Source organism: Sharpea porci, from assembly GCF_009695655.1.
Lineage (GTDB): Bacteria > Bacillota_I > Bacilli_A > Erysipelotrichales > Coprobacillaceae > Sharpea > Sharpea porci.
Map to the genome: position 1 here is coordinate 1 of NZ_VUNM01000040.1, position 16,445 is coordinate 16,445.

Annotated in this window: 16 protein-coding genes and 1 pseudogene; 1 reads left to right on the forward strand and 16 read right to left on the reverse strand. The window is 37.1% G+C overall.

Annotation, left to right across the window (positions count from 1 at the left end; genetic code table 11):
* Positions 1-205: 205 nt before the first annotated feature.
* Positions 206-475 carry a dihydroxyacetone kinase gene (locus FYJ79_RS11440; protein WP_033162555.1) on the reverse strand — a complete coding sequence of 90 codons (270 nt, stop codon included), beginning with the start codon at positions 473-475 and terminating at the stop codon, positions 206-208.
* A gap of 123 nt (positions 476-598) precedes the next feature.
* On the opposite strand from FYJ79_RS11440, the gene FYJ79_RS11445 reads away from it, so the two are divergent.
* Complete coding sequence (locus FYJ79_RS11445; protein WP_154518512.1) at positions 599-1,276, forward strand: beta/alpha barrel domain-containing protein; 678 nt, start codon at positions 599-601, stop codon at positions 1,274-1,276.
* Positions 1,277-1,396: 120 nt separating this feature from the next.
* Here FYJ79_RS11445 and FYJ79_RS11450 read toward each other — a convergent pair whose 3' ends face one another.
* The 15 genes and pseudogenes from FYJ79_RS11450 to FYJ79_RS11520 all read right to left on the reverse strand — a co-directional run.
* A complete protein-coding gene (locus FYJ79_RS11450) occupies positions 1,397-2,431 on the reverse strand; it encodes a Gfo/Idh/MocA family oxidoreductase (protein WP_154518515.1) in 1,035 nt (344 codons plus the stop codon).
* Positions 2,415-3,398, reverse strand: coding sequence for a Gfo/Idh/MocA family protein (locus FYJ79_RS11455; RefSeq protein WP_154518518.1), 984 nt, complete (start codon positions 3,396-3,398; stop codon positions 2,415-2,417). The genes FYJ79_RS11450 and FYJ79_RS11455 overlap by 17 nt, the downstream gene beginning before the upstream one ends.
* A 92-nt stretch (positions 3,399-3,490) precedes the next feature.
* A complete protein-coding gene (locus FYJ79_RS11460) occupies positions 3,491-3,883 on the reverse strand; it encodes a GtrA family protein (protein WP_154518521.1) in 393 nt (130 codons plus the stop codon).
* Between the two features lie 77 nt (positions 3,884-3,960).
* Entirely contained in the window at positions 3,961-4,758 is a 798-nt protein-coding gene (locus tag FYJ79_RS11465) for a TrmH family RNA methyltransferase (protein WP_154518524.1), read from the reverse strand.
* An 11-nt stretch (positions 4,759-4,769) separates the two neighbouring features.
* Entirely contained in the window at positions 4,770-5,180 is a 411-nt protein-coding gene (locus FYJ79_RS11470) for a peptide deformylase (RefSeq protein ID WP_154518527.1), read from the reverse strand.
* Positions 5,143-6,501: a replication-associated recombination protein A gene (locus FYJ79_RS11475; RefSeq protein WP_154518530.1), complete on the reverse strand. Its 1,359-nt coding sequence runs from the start codon at positions 6,499-6,501 to the stop codon at positions 5,143-5,145. The genes FYJ79_RS11470 and FYJ79_RS11475 overlap by 38 nt, the downstream gene beginning before the upstream one ends.
* Positions 6,502-6,524: 23 nt before the next feature.
* Positions 6,525-10,280: a chemotaxis protein CheB gene (locus FYJ79_RS11480; RefSeq protein WP_195837086.1), complete on the reverse strand. Its 3,756-nt coding sequence runs from the start codon at positions 10,278-10,280 to the stop codon at positions 6,525-6,527.
* 11 nt (positions 10,281-10,291) lie between these two features.
* Positions 10,292-11,074, reverse strand: a complete 783-nt coding sequence (locus FYJ79_RS11485; RefSeq protein ID WP_154518537.1) for a hypothetical protein — start codon at positions 11,072-11,074, stop codon at positions 10,292-10,294.
* 129 nt (positions 11,075-11,203) lie between these two features.
* Positions 11,204-11,671, reverse strand: a complete 468-nt coding sequence (locus tag FYJ79_RS11490) for a hypothetical protein (protein WP_154518541.1) — start codon at positions 11,669-11,671, stop codon at positions 11,204-11,206.
* Entirely contained in the window at positions 11,668-11,907 is a 240-nt protein-coding gene (locus FYJ79_RS11495) for a hypothetical protein (protein WP_154518544.1), read from the reverse strand. Before FYJ79_RS11495 ends, FYJ79_RS11490 begins: the two co-directional genes overlap by 4 nt.
* A 55-nt stretch (positions 11,908-11,962) precedes the next feature.
* Complete coding sequence (locus FYJ79_RS11500) at positions 11,963-12,874, reverse strand: transglutaminase domain-containing protein (protein ID WP_195837087.1); 912 nt, start codon at positions 12,872-12,874, stop codon at positions 11,963-11,965.
* The gene (locus tag FYJ79_RS12765) at positions 12,858-13,721 is read right to left on the reverse strand and encodes a patatin-like phospholipase family protein (RefSeq protein ID WP_326803885.1); all 864 of its coding nucleotides are present in this window, start codon (positions 13,719-13,721) and stop codon (positions 12,858-12,860) included. Before FYJ79_RS12765 ends, FYJ79_RS11500 begins: the two co-directional genes overlap by 17 nt.
* A 97-nt stretch (positions 13,722-13,818) precedes the next feature.
* Positions 13,819-14,001, reverse strand: a complete 183-nt coding sequence (locus FYJ79_RS11510) for a hypothetical protein (RefSeq protein WP_033162566.1) — start codon at positions 13,999-14,001, stop codon at positions 13,819-13,821.
* A gap of 93 nt (positions 14,002-14,094) precedes the next feature.
* On the reverse strand, positions 14,095-15,312 hold the full coding sequence (locus FYJ79_RS11515) for an iron-containing alcohol dehydrogenase (protein ID WP_154518553.1): 1,218 nt from the start codon (positions 15,310-15,312) through the stop codon (positions 14,095-14,097).
* A 405-nt stretch (positions 15,313-15,717) separates the two neighbouring features.
* Positions 15,718-16,014 (reverse strand): annotated as a pseudogene (locus tag FYJ79_RS11520) (helix-turn-helix domain-containing protein); the annotation flags it as partial.
* Positions 16,015-16,445: the final 431 nt, after the last annotated feature.

Sequence of the window (16,445 nt, forward strand, 5' to 3'; positions counted from 1 at the left end):
ATTCTTCCGAATGTCAATTCTTGTTTTATCTGACGTGTTTCTGTTCAGTTATCAGTGTTCGGCTTGCACTCCTTGCTGAGTGCTTATTAACTATACCATTGCCCTTTTCTCTTGTAAAGCCTTTTTTCATCTTTTTTTGCAAAAAAGTTGCTGACAGCCAAAAATCAGCCTTTTTAAGGCAAAATAAAAGAGAGTTTCCTCTCCTTTATCCTTTAAGGCCTCTAGCCTGGCGATCCATATCTTCTACAACGATATCATAGATTTCGCCAAGTGTACGACAATACTTCAAAACATCCCATGGTTCATTTGTATGGAAATGAATTTTAATCAAATCCTCATCGCCTACCGCAAGCAAGCAGTCACCTTTAAAATGTTCCGTAATATAATCATGAATATCATCTTCATCCAAGTCATGTCCTTCGATTAATAACTGGGTATCATAACGATATTCTAATGATCCTCTTTCATTATCCATTTGTTCAATCCTCCTTGATATTATGATTATAGCACAATTATTAAAATCTTTTAAATGAGATGATTGTAACTTCTTTTTAATCATAAGAATATGTTATAATGAAAGCTATAGGGAGGTCAAAGTATGGAAGAACATATTGATAAAAAGAAAATTCCTTACATCACAACGAAGCTTCGACATAATATTTTAGAAATGCCACCTGTTATTCGTCAAGCAAGTGGTATTGTTATTTTTGGTAGACGAATTAAATCTCTTGTTTTTACAACTGACATTGCAATCATTCGAAACTGTGATGCCGATGCAGTATTTGCGGTCTACCCTTTTACACCGCAGCAAGCCATTTCAAAAGCCATCATTGAAGCAAGCTATACACCTGTATTCTGTGGTGTTGGAGGAGGTACAACAAGCGGTTTAAGAACGGTCGGACTTGCTAAAGATGTGGAAAGTCTTGGTGCCATGGGTGTTGTCTTGAATTCACCAATCACTAACCCAAATCTTCTTGCTGTAAGTAAGGTAGTGGATATTCCTGTAATCATTACTGTCACAAGCCCAGAAACAGATATTGCTTCAAGAATCAGACATGGAGCAACCATTCTTAACGTTGCTGCTGGAGCTAACACTGCTCAACTTGTCGCAAAGATCCGCAAAGAGAATCCTGATATTCCAATCATGGCAAGCGGTGGTAAAACAGAAGAAAGTATCCGGGCAACAATTGAAGCTGGTGCTAATGCTATTACCTATACACCACCTACAACTGCCGAACTCTTTAAAAACATGATGCAAAAATATAGAGAGCCATGATCAGAAAGCTCAATACATAGAGAGATTGATTCTTATTTATTATAAGAGTCAATCTTTTATTTTAAAAAAGAGCTAAGCATGTTGCATAAACAACAGCATAGCTCTTTATGACAGTGTCAATTATTCGCATTGACCAATACCTTCTTCCAGTAATTTCAATTGTAGTAATGTCTGTTCTGGGGTAACAAGCTGAGGCTTGTGGCTTCTTATTGTCTCAAAGATGGCATCATACATACGACTATAGTCACCCGTTACTGTTGGCACCTTCTCTTCGACATATTCATTATGTTCATTGTAGTAAGTGATCGTGCCATAATGTTCCTCACGGTCCATGCCAAAGTCTGGATGTTCAGGAGTTGGCATATAGAAGCGCTTCAGATCCGCCTCCTGGCGATCCTCTGTGGCTTTCACAAACATTCCCTTTGTTCCATATACAATAAATCTAGGGCGATGCTTAATGCGCATATAAGATGAAGCAATTGTCACCTTGAGGGCATTGTCATAATAGAAATCAATATCGAAATAGTCATTCATTCTGCCTTTGCCCATAATCTGCTTGACTTCCATATGATAATCATTGGGCTTGCCAAAATAGCTTAGTGCCTGATCAAGCGTATGACAGGCATGGCCATATAAGAAGCTAAGATAGCTATCGAAATGATCAGTCGCATCAACAACATCCTTGCGATAATAATCATAATGCATCTCTACTTCATAGACATCACCTAGCTTACCTGATTCAATGACTTTTTGTGTCGTTAGAAAGTCTGAGTCAAAACGTCGATTCTGGATGCACATAGCCATCAATCCCTTCTGACTAGCAAGGTCAAAGATCTCTTTAGCTTCTTCACTTGTGTTTGCGAAAGGCTTTTCGACAAGCACATGCTTGCCATGTTCTAGTGCCATTAAGGCATATTCATAGTGCATGACAGGCGTTGAAACAACGATGAGTTCAATTTCCTCATCATTGAGCATGCTTTCTAAGTCATCGGTATAATTGACATTGGGAATTCTTTCCCATTTGATATGATTAAGATTTCTTGCCCAGATTGTCTTGATTGTGAATTTGTCATTACGTCTAAGAATAAATGGTGCCTGATAACGGTGTGTTGATTTACCTGCACCAATGAATCCGACATTAATCCTTGTCTGCATCAAATACAATACCTGCCTTTCTTCTTGCCTCAGTCAAGACTTCACTTGCTATCAATGAATTGTTCATCATTTCTTTTGCTAATGGATAATCTTTTTCATCAATCATAGAAATCATTCTTTTAAATTCATAACTCATCGCATGTTTTTGTTCATCAAAGTCATAGACATATTCTTCACCATTATGAAGATGTAAAACATATTGGGTCATACGTGAGACGGGTGCCTCAATAACAATATATCCCTTATCTCCTTCAATTGTATTGACTAATGGTGCCGCCGTATCCTTTGCTCCTATGGCACTTAATTTGAAATCCCCATAATCCATCAAGAGAATCCCCGAAGTATCAATGTTTCTCTCAATATTGGCATAATAATCAATATCTTTTGGCTTACCAAAAAGGTCTATCGCAAAATGAATATTATAGACATTGATATCATAAAGTGCGCCTCCTGACTTAGAAGGATCAAATGCTGGTGCTATAATGCCTTGTTTAAAACGGTCGTAACGGCTAGAATACTGTGAATAATTGAGTGATACGATTTTTATTTTTCCAATTTCATTTAAATGTTCTTTCAAGCTTATAACAGCGGGCATTGCATAAAGCGTTACAGCTTCAGTGAGTATGAGTCTTTTCTTTTTAGCAATATCTACCAGTTTTCTTGTTTCTTCAATCGTGCTTGTCATTGGCTTTTCACAGATGACATGCTTGTCAGCAAGCAAAGCTTCTTTTGCATAAGCAAAATGCAAGCTATTAGGCAAAGCAATATAGACTGTATCAATATCACTCGCAAGCAATTGCTTAAAATCTACAAAATAGCCATCGAGATGATACTGTCCCACTAGACTTTTGGCCTTCTCCTCACTTCGCTTAGTAGAAAAGAGATAAACTTTTTCAACATTCTGTTTAACTAACATAGGCAACATTTCTTCAACAATCTTGCCTGTACCTAAAATACCTAACTTCATATATTCCTCCTTGTTTTCATTCTAACATAAAAAACAAAGAAAGGTTACCAATGGCAACCTTTTCATAGAAACTGCATTTTCTAAAAATGGTTTTAGCTCGCATGAGTCTTAAAAGCCCAAAGCTTGGCAATAAGATAATTAAGAGGAGCAATAATAAGAAGAATAATGATAGGCGCATATGTTGGGGAAAAATGTGCCCTATCAATAAATAAATACATTAAAAATTCCTTTAAGAAAATACCTGTTGAAAGGTATGTCATGAAGTTCTTTATTAATGCATGCCAGCGATTACGTGTTTCCCCCGGCTTTTTCTTAAATACTACAAATTCATTAAAGATAAAGGAAATAAGCGTACTGACAATAAAGCCAACGATAACACCAATATATGGACTAAACCCTAGCACCTTTAAAGCCAGTAAATAAGAAAGATATTCACCAATTGATGAAATCACGCCACCCATCACATATCTGACAATCTCATTCATTATCTTCCCTCATTTCTTTCTTCACCACAATACAAGCATATTATCGAAAAAAATAGATCGTGTAAAGAATAATCGTCCTATTGATGACATGTCAGCTGATAAAAAGCAACTGCACTAGCCCCAGCAACATTCAAAGAATCAACACCATGATGCATCGGAATAATCACTTTATAGTCCATTTCTTTCAAGCTTGCATCAGACAAGCCCACCCCTTCATTTCCTAAAACTACTGCCAGCTTCTCTTCTTGATTCAGTTGTTTGTTACGAATATCAATGGCATCCTCTTTTAAAGCTAAGCCAGCTATCTTAAAGCCGTTTTCATGCAGTCTTTCATACACCCCCTTTTGTACAATTGTCCATTTAATCTGAAAGACTGTCCCCATGGAAACACGACTCGCTCTTCGATACAAAGGATCAGCATAGCCATCTGTTAAAATGACACCATCCATATTCATTGCTGCTGCACTACGCATAATAGCTCCAACATTTGTTGGATTCTCCACATTATCCAATACAGCAATACGTTTTGCATCATGCAGCAGTTCTGTAAGTGATAAAAGCTTTTTACGTTGCATTAAACACATTGCCCCCTTGGTTAGCGTATAGCCTGTCAGCTTCGTAAGCTCCTCGTAGCTTGCCACATAAACAGGAATGTTTTTAAAATATGGAAGCAAGGCAAGATGTTCATCATTCATTCTTTCATCCATCAAAACACTTACTGGCTGATATCCGGCATTTAATGCTCGTTCAATGATCTTTGGACTTTCAACCATAAATAATCCTGGATCTGGCTCATAGATATGGGCAAGCTCCCGTTCTCTTAAATTTCTATAAGCACTCACCCGCTCATCATGAATATCTCTTATTTTTATCATGACCAAGCCCCCTAAATAACAATTCCATTACAATGATCAATTTCATGTTGAATAATCTGGGCAATCGTACCACTAAAATGGGCATTGACTTTTTTAAAGCTGGCATCATTGTATGTGATGTCAATGTCCTGATAACGCATGCACTGTCTTACGCCATCAAGCGATAAACAGCCTTCTTGGGTGAGATATTTCCCTGATTTCTTGATAATCTTTGGATTATACATAACATATTGGACATTACCTACACATATCGCAATAATAGCTTTATTGTAGCCTATCATGTTGGCAGCCATGCCAACACATTCATTTTTATGTGCTATTAATGTCTCTAATAAATCCTGACCTGTTTCTACATCCTTTAATGTCGCTCTTTTGGCTTTCTTACTAAAAATTTGTTGTCCCTTCTTTATCTCTCTTATCATTGTATTCCTCTTGATGTGCTTTCTTCCATGTTCTTATTGTTTCTAACTTTTCTTTATAACGCTTTTCTAGTCCATAATTTGTTGGTTGATAATAGATTCTATCCTTTAAGCGATCAGGTAGACAAGGCATAGCTGTCAATGCATTGGGTGCATCATGTGCATACTGATAGCCTTCGCCATAATGTAAATCCTTCATCAGTTTTGTTTCGGCATTACGCAAAATCAACGGCACTGGTTCAGCCATTGTCTTGTTGGCATCCATCGCTGCTTGTGTATAGGCAAGATAGAGTGCATTACTTTTCGGAGCAAGTGCACAGAAGGCTACCGCTTCTGTTAAATTCACACTACATTCCGGCATCCCGATAAAATGACAAGCCTGATAGGCTGCTACACATATTTCTAAAGCTTTAGGTTCAGCAAGACCGATATCTTCTGAAGCAAAGCGCGTCACTCTTCTTGCAATATAAATAGGATCCTCTCCTGCTTCAAGCATACGTGCCAAATAATAAATTGCTGCATCAGGATCAGAATTGCGCATGGATTTATGTAATGCAGAAATGAGATTATAATGTTCCTCTCCCTGCTTATCATACAGTAAAGCCTTCTTGCTTGTTGCTTGCATGATATTATCTTTGGTGATATGAATGACTCCATTTTCTTCCTCGGCATTTAAAATGACCATTTCTAGTGTTGTCAGAGCACTTCTTGCATCGCCGTTAGCAAATTGGGCGATTGTCATCATCATTTCATCAGTCATATCTGTCAAAAGATTACCAAAGCCTTTTGGTGAATGCAAAGCATTTTTTAATAGCACAACAAGATCATCTTCACTTAACGGCTTTAAGACAAAGACTTTACATCTTGATAAAAGCGCACCGTTCACTTCAAAAGAGGGATTTTCAGTTGTTGCACCAATCAGGGTTATACTGCCATTTTCAACATAGGGCAAGAATGCATCTTGTTGAGCTTTATTAAAGCGATGAATTTCATCCACAAAAATTATTGTCTTAACGCCTTGCATTTGCGCCATCTTTGCGTCCTGCATGACATTTTTGATATCTTTGATGCCACTAGTGACAGCTGAAAAAGTAATGAAGCGCGCTGATGTTTTATGAGCAATAATACGTGCAAGTGTTGTCTTGCCTACACCAGGTGGTCCCCAGAATATCATTGATGGTACACGGTCATTTTCAATCAGGCGATAAAGTATCTTATCTTTACCAAGCAAATGTCTCTGCCCCACAAACTCATCTAAATCTTCAGGCCTTAACCGACTTGCCAAAGGCTCATTCTCATTTTCAAATAAACTTAATTGTTTCATACTTACCTCATAAAAAAGGAAGCCTAAGCTTCCTTCTGATCTTGTTTTTCTGCTCTTTCAAATTCTCTAGACAAAAGCATAAAGAGTCGTTCTGTATCGATTGGCTTAGAGAGATGGCCATTCATTCCTGAAGCCAAGCATTTTTCTTCTGTAACCGCAAAGGAATCAGCTGTTAAGGCAATAATTGGAATTGTCATGGCATCAGGTGAATCAACGGATCTTATTTCTCTTGCTGCATCAAAACCATTCTTGATTGGCATCATAATATCCATAATGATAGCTTGATAATGATAAGCACCACCATTGATAAACATCTCAACAACTTCTTCACCATCACGGGCTAATTCAGAATGTACGCCCTTTTCGGCAAGAATTTCCATAATCACTTCAGCATTCAACTGATTATCTTCAGCAACAAGTACATTCTTTCCTTTAAGAATGACAGATTCAAATGAATCATTAGCTTTTTCACTAATATGAATTTGTTCATCCGTTGCGAGATCAAATTGGAATGTCAACGTGAATGTTGTGCCTTTACCTGGAGTTGAGCTACAAGTTATTGTACCATCCAATAGATCAACTAACGTTTTCACAATATACAAGCCAAGTCCAGTTCCGTCACGGGTTTCATTGACTTCATCTTCTTGCTCAAATGGCAAGAACATACGTTTCTGGAAGTTCGCACTCATGCCTTTACCATCATCTTTGATTGTATAGACATGGGTAACTTTGCCATCTTTGTAACTTGCTTTGCCGACAAATGAGACATGTCCGCCCTCACTTGTGAATTTCAGTGCATTCGTTAATAGATTGACTAGTATTCTTGTAAGATGCTCACTATCAATCAAGACATAGCGTCCCTGACAATTCTCAAAGTGAGATTCATAATGAAGAGAAGAATCTTTAGCCTTAGGTGAAATAATCGCATTTACATCATCAAATACAGAATTTTCATTCATCACTTCAAATACCGGTACAGTCTTACCTGCATTTAACTGACTTGTTTCAAGAACTTCTTCAATCATATTTAATAAATAGTGAGACGAAACATTAATTTTCTTTAAGTTTTCTCTTGCTTTCTCTGGCAAATCCATATGTAATGTCAAATCAGTTAAACCACTGATTGCCGTCATTGGTGTGCGCATATCATGACTCATATGAGAAAGGAAGGCTTCCTTGGCTTTAGAATTCTCTGTTGCCGCTTTAAGTGCCTTGGCCATTTCTTCAACCTGGGCCATACTATTCGCCTGTGAAGTTGTATCAACGAAGGTAAGGACTAAACCTGAAACAGGTGCCTTATTGTCTTCCTGCTTGCTGACAGCACGATATGGTGAGATACGTAGAAGATATGTCTTACCTGTGACTGAAGCACAATGGATTTCTACTGGCTTTAAGTCAATGAGAACCTGGTGACAGAGGTCAATTAGATTAATGGTGGCAAAGTTATAAGCAATATAGCGTAATGAACGTCCGACATCCTGATCAGCCAAATTAAATTCAGAAGTAATATATTCCGTAAATTTACGTATATTAAGATCTCTGTCAACCATGATAATACCAACCAATGTTGTTGATAAGAAATTGGCCATATCATCATTAACACTAGCTAGTTCTTGTACTTTACTTTGGTATTCAGAATTGACTGTATAAAGTTCTTCATTGACAGATTGTAATTCTTCATTTGAAGATTGCAACTCTTCATTTGCAGTCAAAAGTTCCTCATTTGCAGCCTGCAGCTCGGCATTGACACTTTCAAGTTCAGTGACCGTATTCTTCAAGTTTTCCTGGGTGATAGAAAGTTCTCGCTCTAGATCACTAATACGTTCACTTGCCGCTGTATCCACCTTGTAAACTGACATATCCTTTGTCACTGGGCGCTTCTCACGAATAAAGGCAATAGCCGTCATGGAAGTTCGATCTCCAAGCTTATCAGTAAGCGGTGTAGCAACAATGGAAATATATTCAGGATCTTTTTCAAGCAAAACAGGCACTTCATCATAAGCAACACGCTTTTGTTTTTCACGTGCTTCTTTTAAAGCCTTGCTGACAGCAATCTTTAAGTCATTACGAACAAGCTGGAAAATATCCAAAGTCACTTTACCAGTTGGTATGGTAATAAAGAGTGAACAATCCCCATAACTATGTTCAAGTTCATTCTTTTCATTAATAACAACACAGGCAGGCATGAGATCTTCAAGCACCTTTGTATCAAGTTCCTGTGATGTATACTGATGATCAACATCACGTGATGAAGCATGATAAGTGGCGACTGGTGAAAGGTAATCTTCAACAGACTGTAAAGAATAACTAATTCGATCATGCTTTGGCATTTTGCCACTTGCATCATGGATAAAGATCTTCTCATTAGCACAATAAACTTTAAAGACATTATCATAGGTTGAAACGGATTCACTGCGTCCTAAGAAGAGGAATCCTTTGTCTTTTAATGCCATATGGAAAATTGAGAAGAGGTCTTTCTGTAAGACATTCTGGAAATAAATCAATAAGTTACGACAGCTAATTAAATCAAGCTTACCAAATGGTGGATCCTGGAAGACATTATGCTGGGCAAAGATCAACATTCTTCTAATTTCATGATTAACAGTATATTTGCTGCCTCGTCTTGTGAAGAAACGAGAAAGACGTGCTACTGAGACATCTTCAATGATATTATCGCCATAAACTCCTCGTCCGGCAAAATTGACACTATCAGCATCAAGATCAGTCGCAAAGATCTTAATATCTCTTTGCATATTCAATTCTTCCATCACTTCAGCAAAGAGAATAGCAATGGAATAAGCCTCTTCACCTGTTGAACAGCCAGCAACCCAGACACGAATCAAATCACTAGGTGAAGCTTCCTGAACAATCTTCTTTACAACACGTTCCTTCAAGACATCGAAGTAGTCAGGATCTCTAAAGAAGCGCGTTACCCCAATCAACACTTCCTTACCTAAGATTTTAGCTTCTTCAGGATTGTTATTAAGATAAGTGACATATTCTTTTAAATTACGATTGTGGGTAATGACAATTCTTCTTTCAATACGTCTTAATACTGTTGTTTGTTTATAATATGTGTAGTTGACATTAGTAACGGATTGGAGTATTGAAAAGACTTTATTCATTAAATCATTATCTGTCAATTCAATATCCTTATTGACATTCATCATACTTGCAGAAATATGGCTCATTTCACGAGCGATAGCATCTGGTGAAAGGACAAGATCAACAAAGCCTGTCGCAATGGCATTACGTGGCATGCCATCAAACTTTGCTGATTCAGGCGACTGAACAATGATGACACCATTTTGTTCTTTAATAGAACGAATGCCATTTGTGCCATCACTACCTGTGCCTGACAAAATAACCGCAACAGATTTATTTTCATAAGCGCTCGCTAGCGATCTTAAAAAGATATCAATTGGATGATTGATATGTGTATGGTTGTATTCACTTAAATAAAGGGTATCAGATACAATTTCAATATTATATTTTGGTGGCAACATATAAATAGTATTACGTTCCACCTTCATGCCATCTTTTGCTTCCACTACCGGCATGGAAGTATATTTTCCTAAGATATCAACAAGTAAACTCTTATGATCAGGCGAAAGATGCTGAATGATGACATAAGCCATCCCTGTATCACTAGGCAAAAAAGTCAATAATTGCTGGAGTGCCTCTAAGCCACCAGCACTTGCACCAATACCAACGACACAATGGGGCCTTACTTCTACATTTTTAGCGACCAGCGTAGTCTTTGCATTGTTTTGATTCATATTTATCCTCCTCATGCATCTGTCTTTAAGACAATTTGACCAATAATATCTTCTAGCTGTTTTTTAATCATTTCAAACTGTTCAATATCATGCATTAATTTTCTTTTTTCTTCATTAAGCATGTCTTCATTAGTGACAAGTTCCTGTTTATCAAAAGGCGCACGAATAGGAATCCATTCCAGTTTGATATTCTTTTGATGAATGAGCTTTTCCATTTTTTCAAGAAGTTGTTGCTTTTCTTTTAAAGTTAGATTCTCAACATTCTCACATATTTGTCGATTCAAATCAGCAAGGGCCACACAGTCATTTGCAATAAAGGCCATTTGAGCTCTTTTGAAAACATTCATATTGGTAGGTGATGTATAATAATGCAAGTCAGGATGTATCTTATAGATAATTTCCTTGTATTGATCATAGATAATGCCTTTTTCATAAAAGCCTACATCGTCGCTTTCAAGATATCGTTTACTTGCTTCTACTTTCTCCTTGTATTGAGCAAGTTTATCGATATTCTCTATACGCATAGATTCAAGCATTGCATCTAGCATTGATGATGAAATATATTCGCCTTTTTCTCTATGTTGTTTTACGATTGAGACACGTTTATTCAGGTACTGGCATAGATAGAATAGCTTTGTACGCTCATAGATCAAATCACCGAGCTTGGCGTCATACATTGCCTTAATGACTACACCTTGCTTGGTTTTTTCATCAATTGCTTCTTCCAAAGTTGCAAGCTTTTCTTTCGTATAATCAAACCTGGCCTCAAACATCCTTAATGTTCTTTCGTCCATGCATTATCACCTGCCATTATTATACACACACTTATTGAAAACATGTAGTCACAATCGCATATTTACAAAAAATAGCATACAACAAAATACTTTGATAAGGTTATGTAAAAAAGCTAGCTTTTGGCTAGCTTAGTTTTGATAGGCATGTTGGAAACTTGTTTCCACAAGCTGCTCATAGACATCTACACGATCTTCTAATTCCAATAAACATCCCATTGCCCCTCCAATGACAACAAGCATATGCATGGGTTGTAAATCTTTATCATCTGATACAAAGATAAGATGTCCATCATCATTTTGTGCAATTCCTATTTCACAGGCTTTACTTTCAAGTTGTTGTGAGCGAATAGGCGGACACTGGCTAAGATTGATTTTTGCCTGAACAAAGCTTGAAACTTCATTCATGAAACTTAACGCATCAAAGACAAAACGGGCATCCTGCTTCGTCATTTCATTGACATTTTTATGAATCACAAATTGAGCTATCGCATAAAAGAAGAATTCCTTCAGTCTATTTGTTTCAATGTCCCGCATCGCTTTATATGTGATATTGTTGTCTTCATCTATTTTAAGAACACCCATCATTTCTTTCATCATACATCATACTCCTCACCAATACGATCCATGGCAATCTTGGCCCCAAGTTCAAGCTCACTTAAACGATTTCGCAAAGTGAGTTCCATACGATTCTCTGCTTCTTCTAATTCTTCATCCGTTGGTTCAATGGTCTGTACTAAACCGCTATATTGGGCAAGCAGAACAAGATAGCTCTGATAAAGACGCTTTGTATCCATTTGATCAACATTGACATTTTTTAAATTTATTTTTCCCATAAAATCACCTTCCTCATTCTACCATAGCTTTATTAGAAAAACCACCAGTGATGAACTAGTGGTCATATAATGCAAGGGGATATTTTTGAGTGAAGTTTGGATCATGAAAACTCTTGTTGGCAAGATGGCTTTTTCTAAACTGCAAATCCCCTTTTAAGAAATACATGTTCTTGCGACCTTGAGCATCATTCCAAGTCACATCAACATCATAATAGCGATGATCTAATTTGACAATATTCCACGTATGATTATCTCGTCCTGATGGTTGAACACTTAGCCCTGTAATCATCCGATTATCAATCTTAGCTTCAAGCAATAAACGATAATAGGCAAGAGTATAGGCCTGACAGACACCATGTCCATTGATAAGAGCACCATAGGCCGTATACTGTTCACCCTTACCTTGGTCACTATAATACATATGATTCACTAAATAATCATTAAGCTGTTTGATTTTCTGATAGTTTGTGCCCTTCACAGTCTTGACAATATCTTTTACTTGACGATCAATTACTTCTTCTTGTAAGCGGGTTGTACGATAATTGACATCATAAGCTAAATCATAGTGATAACCATTAATAATACGGGTATTTTTTGAAGAAATCGTAACGCTTGAAAGAGAATAATGGAGATAGTCTCCTTCATTGGGGACACCGGTATGTTTGATAGCTTCTTGATAGATTTGTTGAGCTAAAGCTTGTGAATCTTCTTTTTCTTTACTAAAGTAAACAAGATTAATATGGTGTGTACGATCAATCATCTTTTTACGCAATACACGCCCTGCTGTAAGAACATCCGAAAAATGTTCATCATCAGCAATAATACCGGTCTTCTTGCTTAAATAGGCAACAACATCATTAACCTGCTGACCAGCATCCACCTTCAAACGGTTATAGAGAAAGAGTCCACTATAGCCTAGCGTTATAAACAATGCCACTGCAATGACAATTTTAGTGATTTTCTTCATTTCTGGCCTCATCTAAAAAACGCTTCAAACTTGCTAGCTGTTTAAGGGCTTGTTGTCTTCCTATTTGATAAACACGTTCCTTTTCTTCAGGTGAATGGCATAATGCTGGAATATTTAAAGCATAGGGTGGCTGAATGACAAAAGCATTGCCATGCTCAGCACGTTTTTTAATATAGCTTAGCTGTTTATTATAGACCACATGGCGTTTCATAAGTTTCTGATAGATAGCAGGATATTTTTTCAACAAGATCTTCATCATTGTTTTATGTTTCATCGCTTCTTTACGATAAGAAGAAGGCTGAGTCAGAATAACAACATTCTTCTTATAACCAATCGATTCAAAATATGCCAAAGGAATACTATCCGCAATACCGCCATCTAATAACTTCATCCCATCGACCTCCACTGCATGGGAGACAATTGGCATACTTGCCGAAGCACGAATATATTGCATTGTCTTCTTGTCATTGGCATCACAATGATAATAGAGAGGTTCTCCCGTTAAAGCATTTGTACAAACACAATAGAAATCATGTTTCATAAATTCCTGATAATCAAATACATCAAGCTCATAAGGCAATTTCTCATAATCAAACTTTGCCCCATAAAGATCACCTGTCAAAAAGAACGAACGCCAGGAAGCAAAACGCCAGTCTTTCGCAAAACGCTTATTATATCGTATGGCTCTGCCAATCTGCTTGGAAGCATAATTACAGCCAAATGCTGCACCTGCTGAAACACCAATTGAAGCATCAAGTTCAATCCCATTTTCCATTAACACATCAAGCACGCCAGCAGTAAACATGCCCCTATTGGCTCCGCCTTCCATTACTAATCCAATCTTCACTTCGTTCACCTCACGTGGCATTCTAACATAAATGTCTATTTCTGACCATATCTATACTCTAGACGAAAATACCAGGAGCTCCTGGTATCTTCTTCAATCATAAGTGTAATGATGATAAATGCTCACTGATAATCTGATGATGGCATATTTCTTCATCATCAGAAAGGCAATAGGAAGAATCATCTGCAACAAGATCTTTTTTCATTTCTTCTTCATCAAATTCTTCATTCTTATCCTTTCTTAAAAGATCATCCGCAAATAAAGTTTCGAAAGCAATCATTTCATTTCACCTTCTCTTTACTATTGTAGTCAGTTTTAAGATGTAATCAAGCAAATGACAAAAAAAGGAAGGAATTTCTTCCTTCCTGAATTATTAGAAGTCTACTTCAGTGTCGTAGTAGCAAGCTTTCAATAATTTTTCCATTTCTTCCTGAGTTGGCTTACGTGGATTTGTAAGTGTGCAAGCATCAGCAAGCGCATTCTTAGCAATTTCAGGTAATCTTTCTAAGAAGACATTTTCAGGTACGAAGCCTTCTTCTGTTGGATAAGAATCCTTACCATAATGCTTAATGCAATGTGGAATATTAAGCTTGTCATTCATACCTCTTAATAAAGCAATTAAGTTAGCAATCTTTTCATCAGCAGTTTCACCGCCAAGTTTCAATTCATCAGCAATCTGTGCATATCTTGCTTTTGCTTCTGAATCTTTTGCATTGAAGGCGATAACTTTTGGTAAATACATGGCATTAGCAGCACCATGAATGATATGAGCACCATAATCTGCAAAGACTGCACCTGTCTTATGTGCCATTGAGTGAACAATACCAAGAGAAGCATTTGAGAATGCCTGACCTGCTAAGCACTGTGCGTCATGCATATTGTCACGAGCAGTCATGTCACCATTATATGAATTGATTAAATCTCTTCTAATCATACGGATAGCCCAGATTGCAAGTGGATCAGTGTAGTTGGCATGAGCTGTTGAAACATAAGCTTCAATTGCATGTGTCATTGCATCCATACCTGTATGTGCAACAAGTTTCTGTGGCATTGTTTCAGCTAATTCTGGATCAACAATAGCGACATCAGGTGTGATTTCAAAGTCAGCAATTGGATATTTAATACCTTTATCATAATCTGTGATAATTGAGAAAGCAGTTACTTCTGTAGCAGTACCTGAAGTAGATGATACAGCACAGAAATGTGCTTTATTTCTTAATTTAGGTAAAGCGAACACTTTACACATATCTTCGAATGTACATTCTGGATGTTCATATTTAATCCACATTGCTTTTGCAGCATCGATTGGAGAGCCACCACCAATAGCAACAATCCAGTCAGGGCCAAATTCTTCCATAGCCTTTGCACCACGCATAACTGTATCTACAGATGGATCTGATTCAATACCCTCAAATAACTTTACTTCAAAGCCAGCTTCTTTTAAATAATCTTCAGCTTTCTGTAAGAAGCCAAAACGTTTCATTGAGCCACCACCAACACAAATGATAGCCTTTTTACCTTCCAATGTTTTTAAAGCTTCTAGAGCTCCCTTTCCGTGATATAGATCTCTAGGTAAAGTAAATCTCTGCATAATATTATCTCCTTTTTATTGTTTTCTGTTATGTGATTTGTTTCACAACACCTATAGTATAACGCTTCCAGAGTTATTTTTCAAGTATATAAAGGGTGAAATTGCTATAGTTTTTATATATATTACATCTATCATTATACATAAAAAGGATATCACCTCCCAATAAGTCACCTAGTATACAAAAAGCCATTTTTTCCATGATATGATTCGATCAAGTTGACATTGAAAATGTCCAAAATAAATACTAATCGGGGCTATTGAATTTGCCCTTTTTTATTGTTGTAATTGTTCCTGCATTTTACTTTGCTTTTTACAAAATTGTTCTATTGTTCTAGTTTAACTGCAATTAGTACCTCCTGTCTAAACTGATGTGCAATGTTATCTAAGCAATCTTCACTGCATTCTCTATTGCCTTCTCCCAAATTCGTTGAGTTTTTTTAAGAACTTGACCTCTATTTCTTTTCGTCTCAGTTCTTCCTTCAGTCGTTTGTTTTCCCTTTCCAGTTTTTCCTTGTCAGTAAGGTCTTCTTCTGCCTTGCGATGGCCGCGGTTGTCATTCAGGCCATCTGTTCCCTGGCTGTCATATTTGCCAACCCATGAATAGACCTGAGAATAACTGCACCCATATTTTGCGGCTGTTTCTTTGTAATTGCGATCATGATTGATACAGTACTGAACGATCTCCATTCGTTCTTCTTTCGTTGTTTTCTTTCTGCCATATAGACCTCCGGATGGGGATGATAATCCCTCTGTTCTATATGGTTATTATACCGCTTGATTCATTGAATGATGACTGTTTTACTGGGAATATTTTATTTTGATGCAAGTTCTTTTTGTGATAGACCATTCTGTACTTATCCTCAACGACATAGAGATTCGAGCGGTGACGTTTTCTGCCATCACCATGTTTCCCCATATCTTATCAGTTGCTGATTTCTTTTCTAATTGATAATCCAGTACAGTTCTCAGTTTTTGTTCAAGTGTATATTTTGCTTTTTATTTTTATAAATCCCCATTTGCACAGTGGACCTATATAAAGAGAAAAAAACGTTGATATTCCAACGTTTTACTTCCATGCATCTCGATATTTTAGCGTCTTTTGCGAATACACTATCGCCCGCAGAAGCATTTCC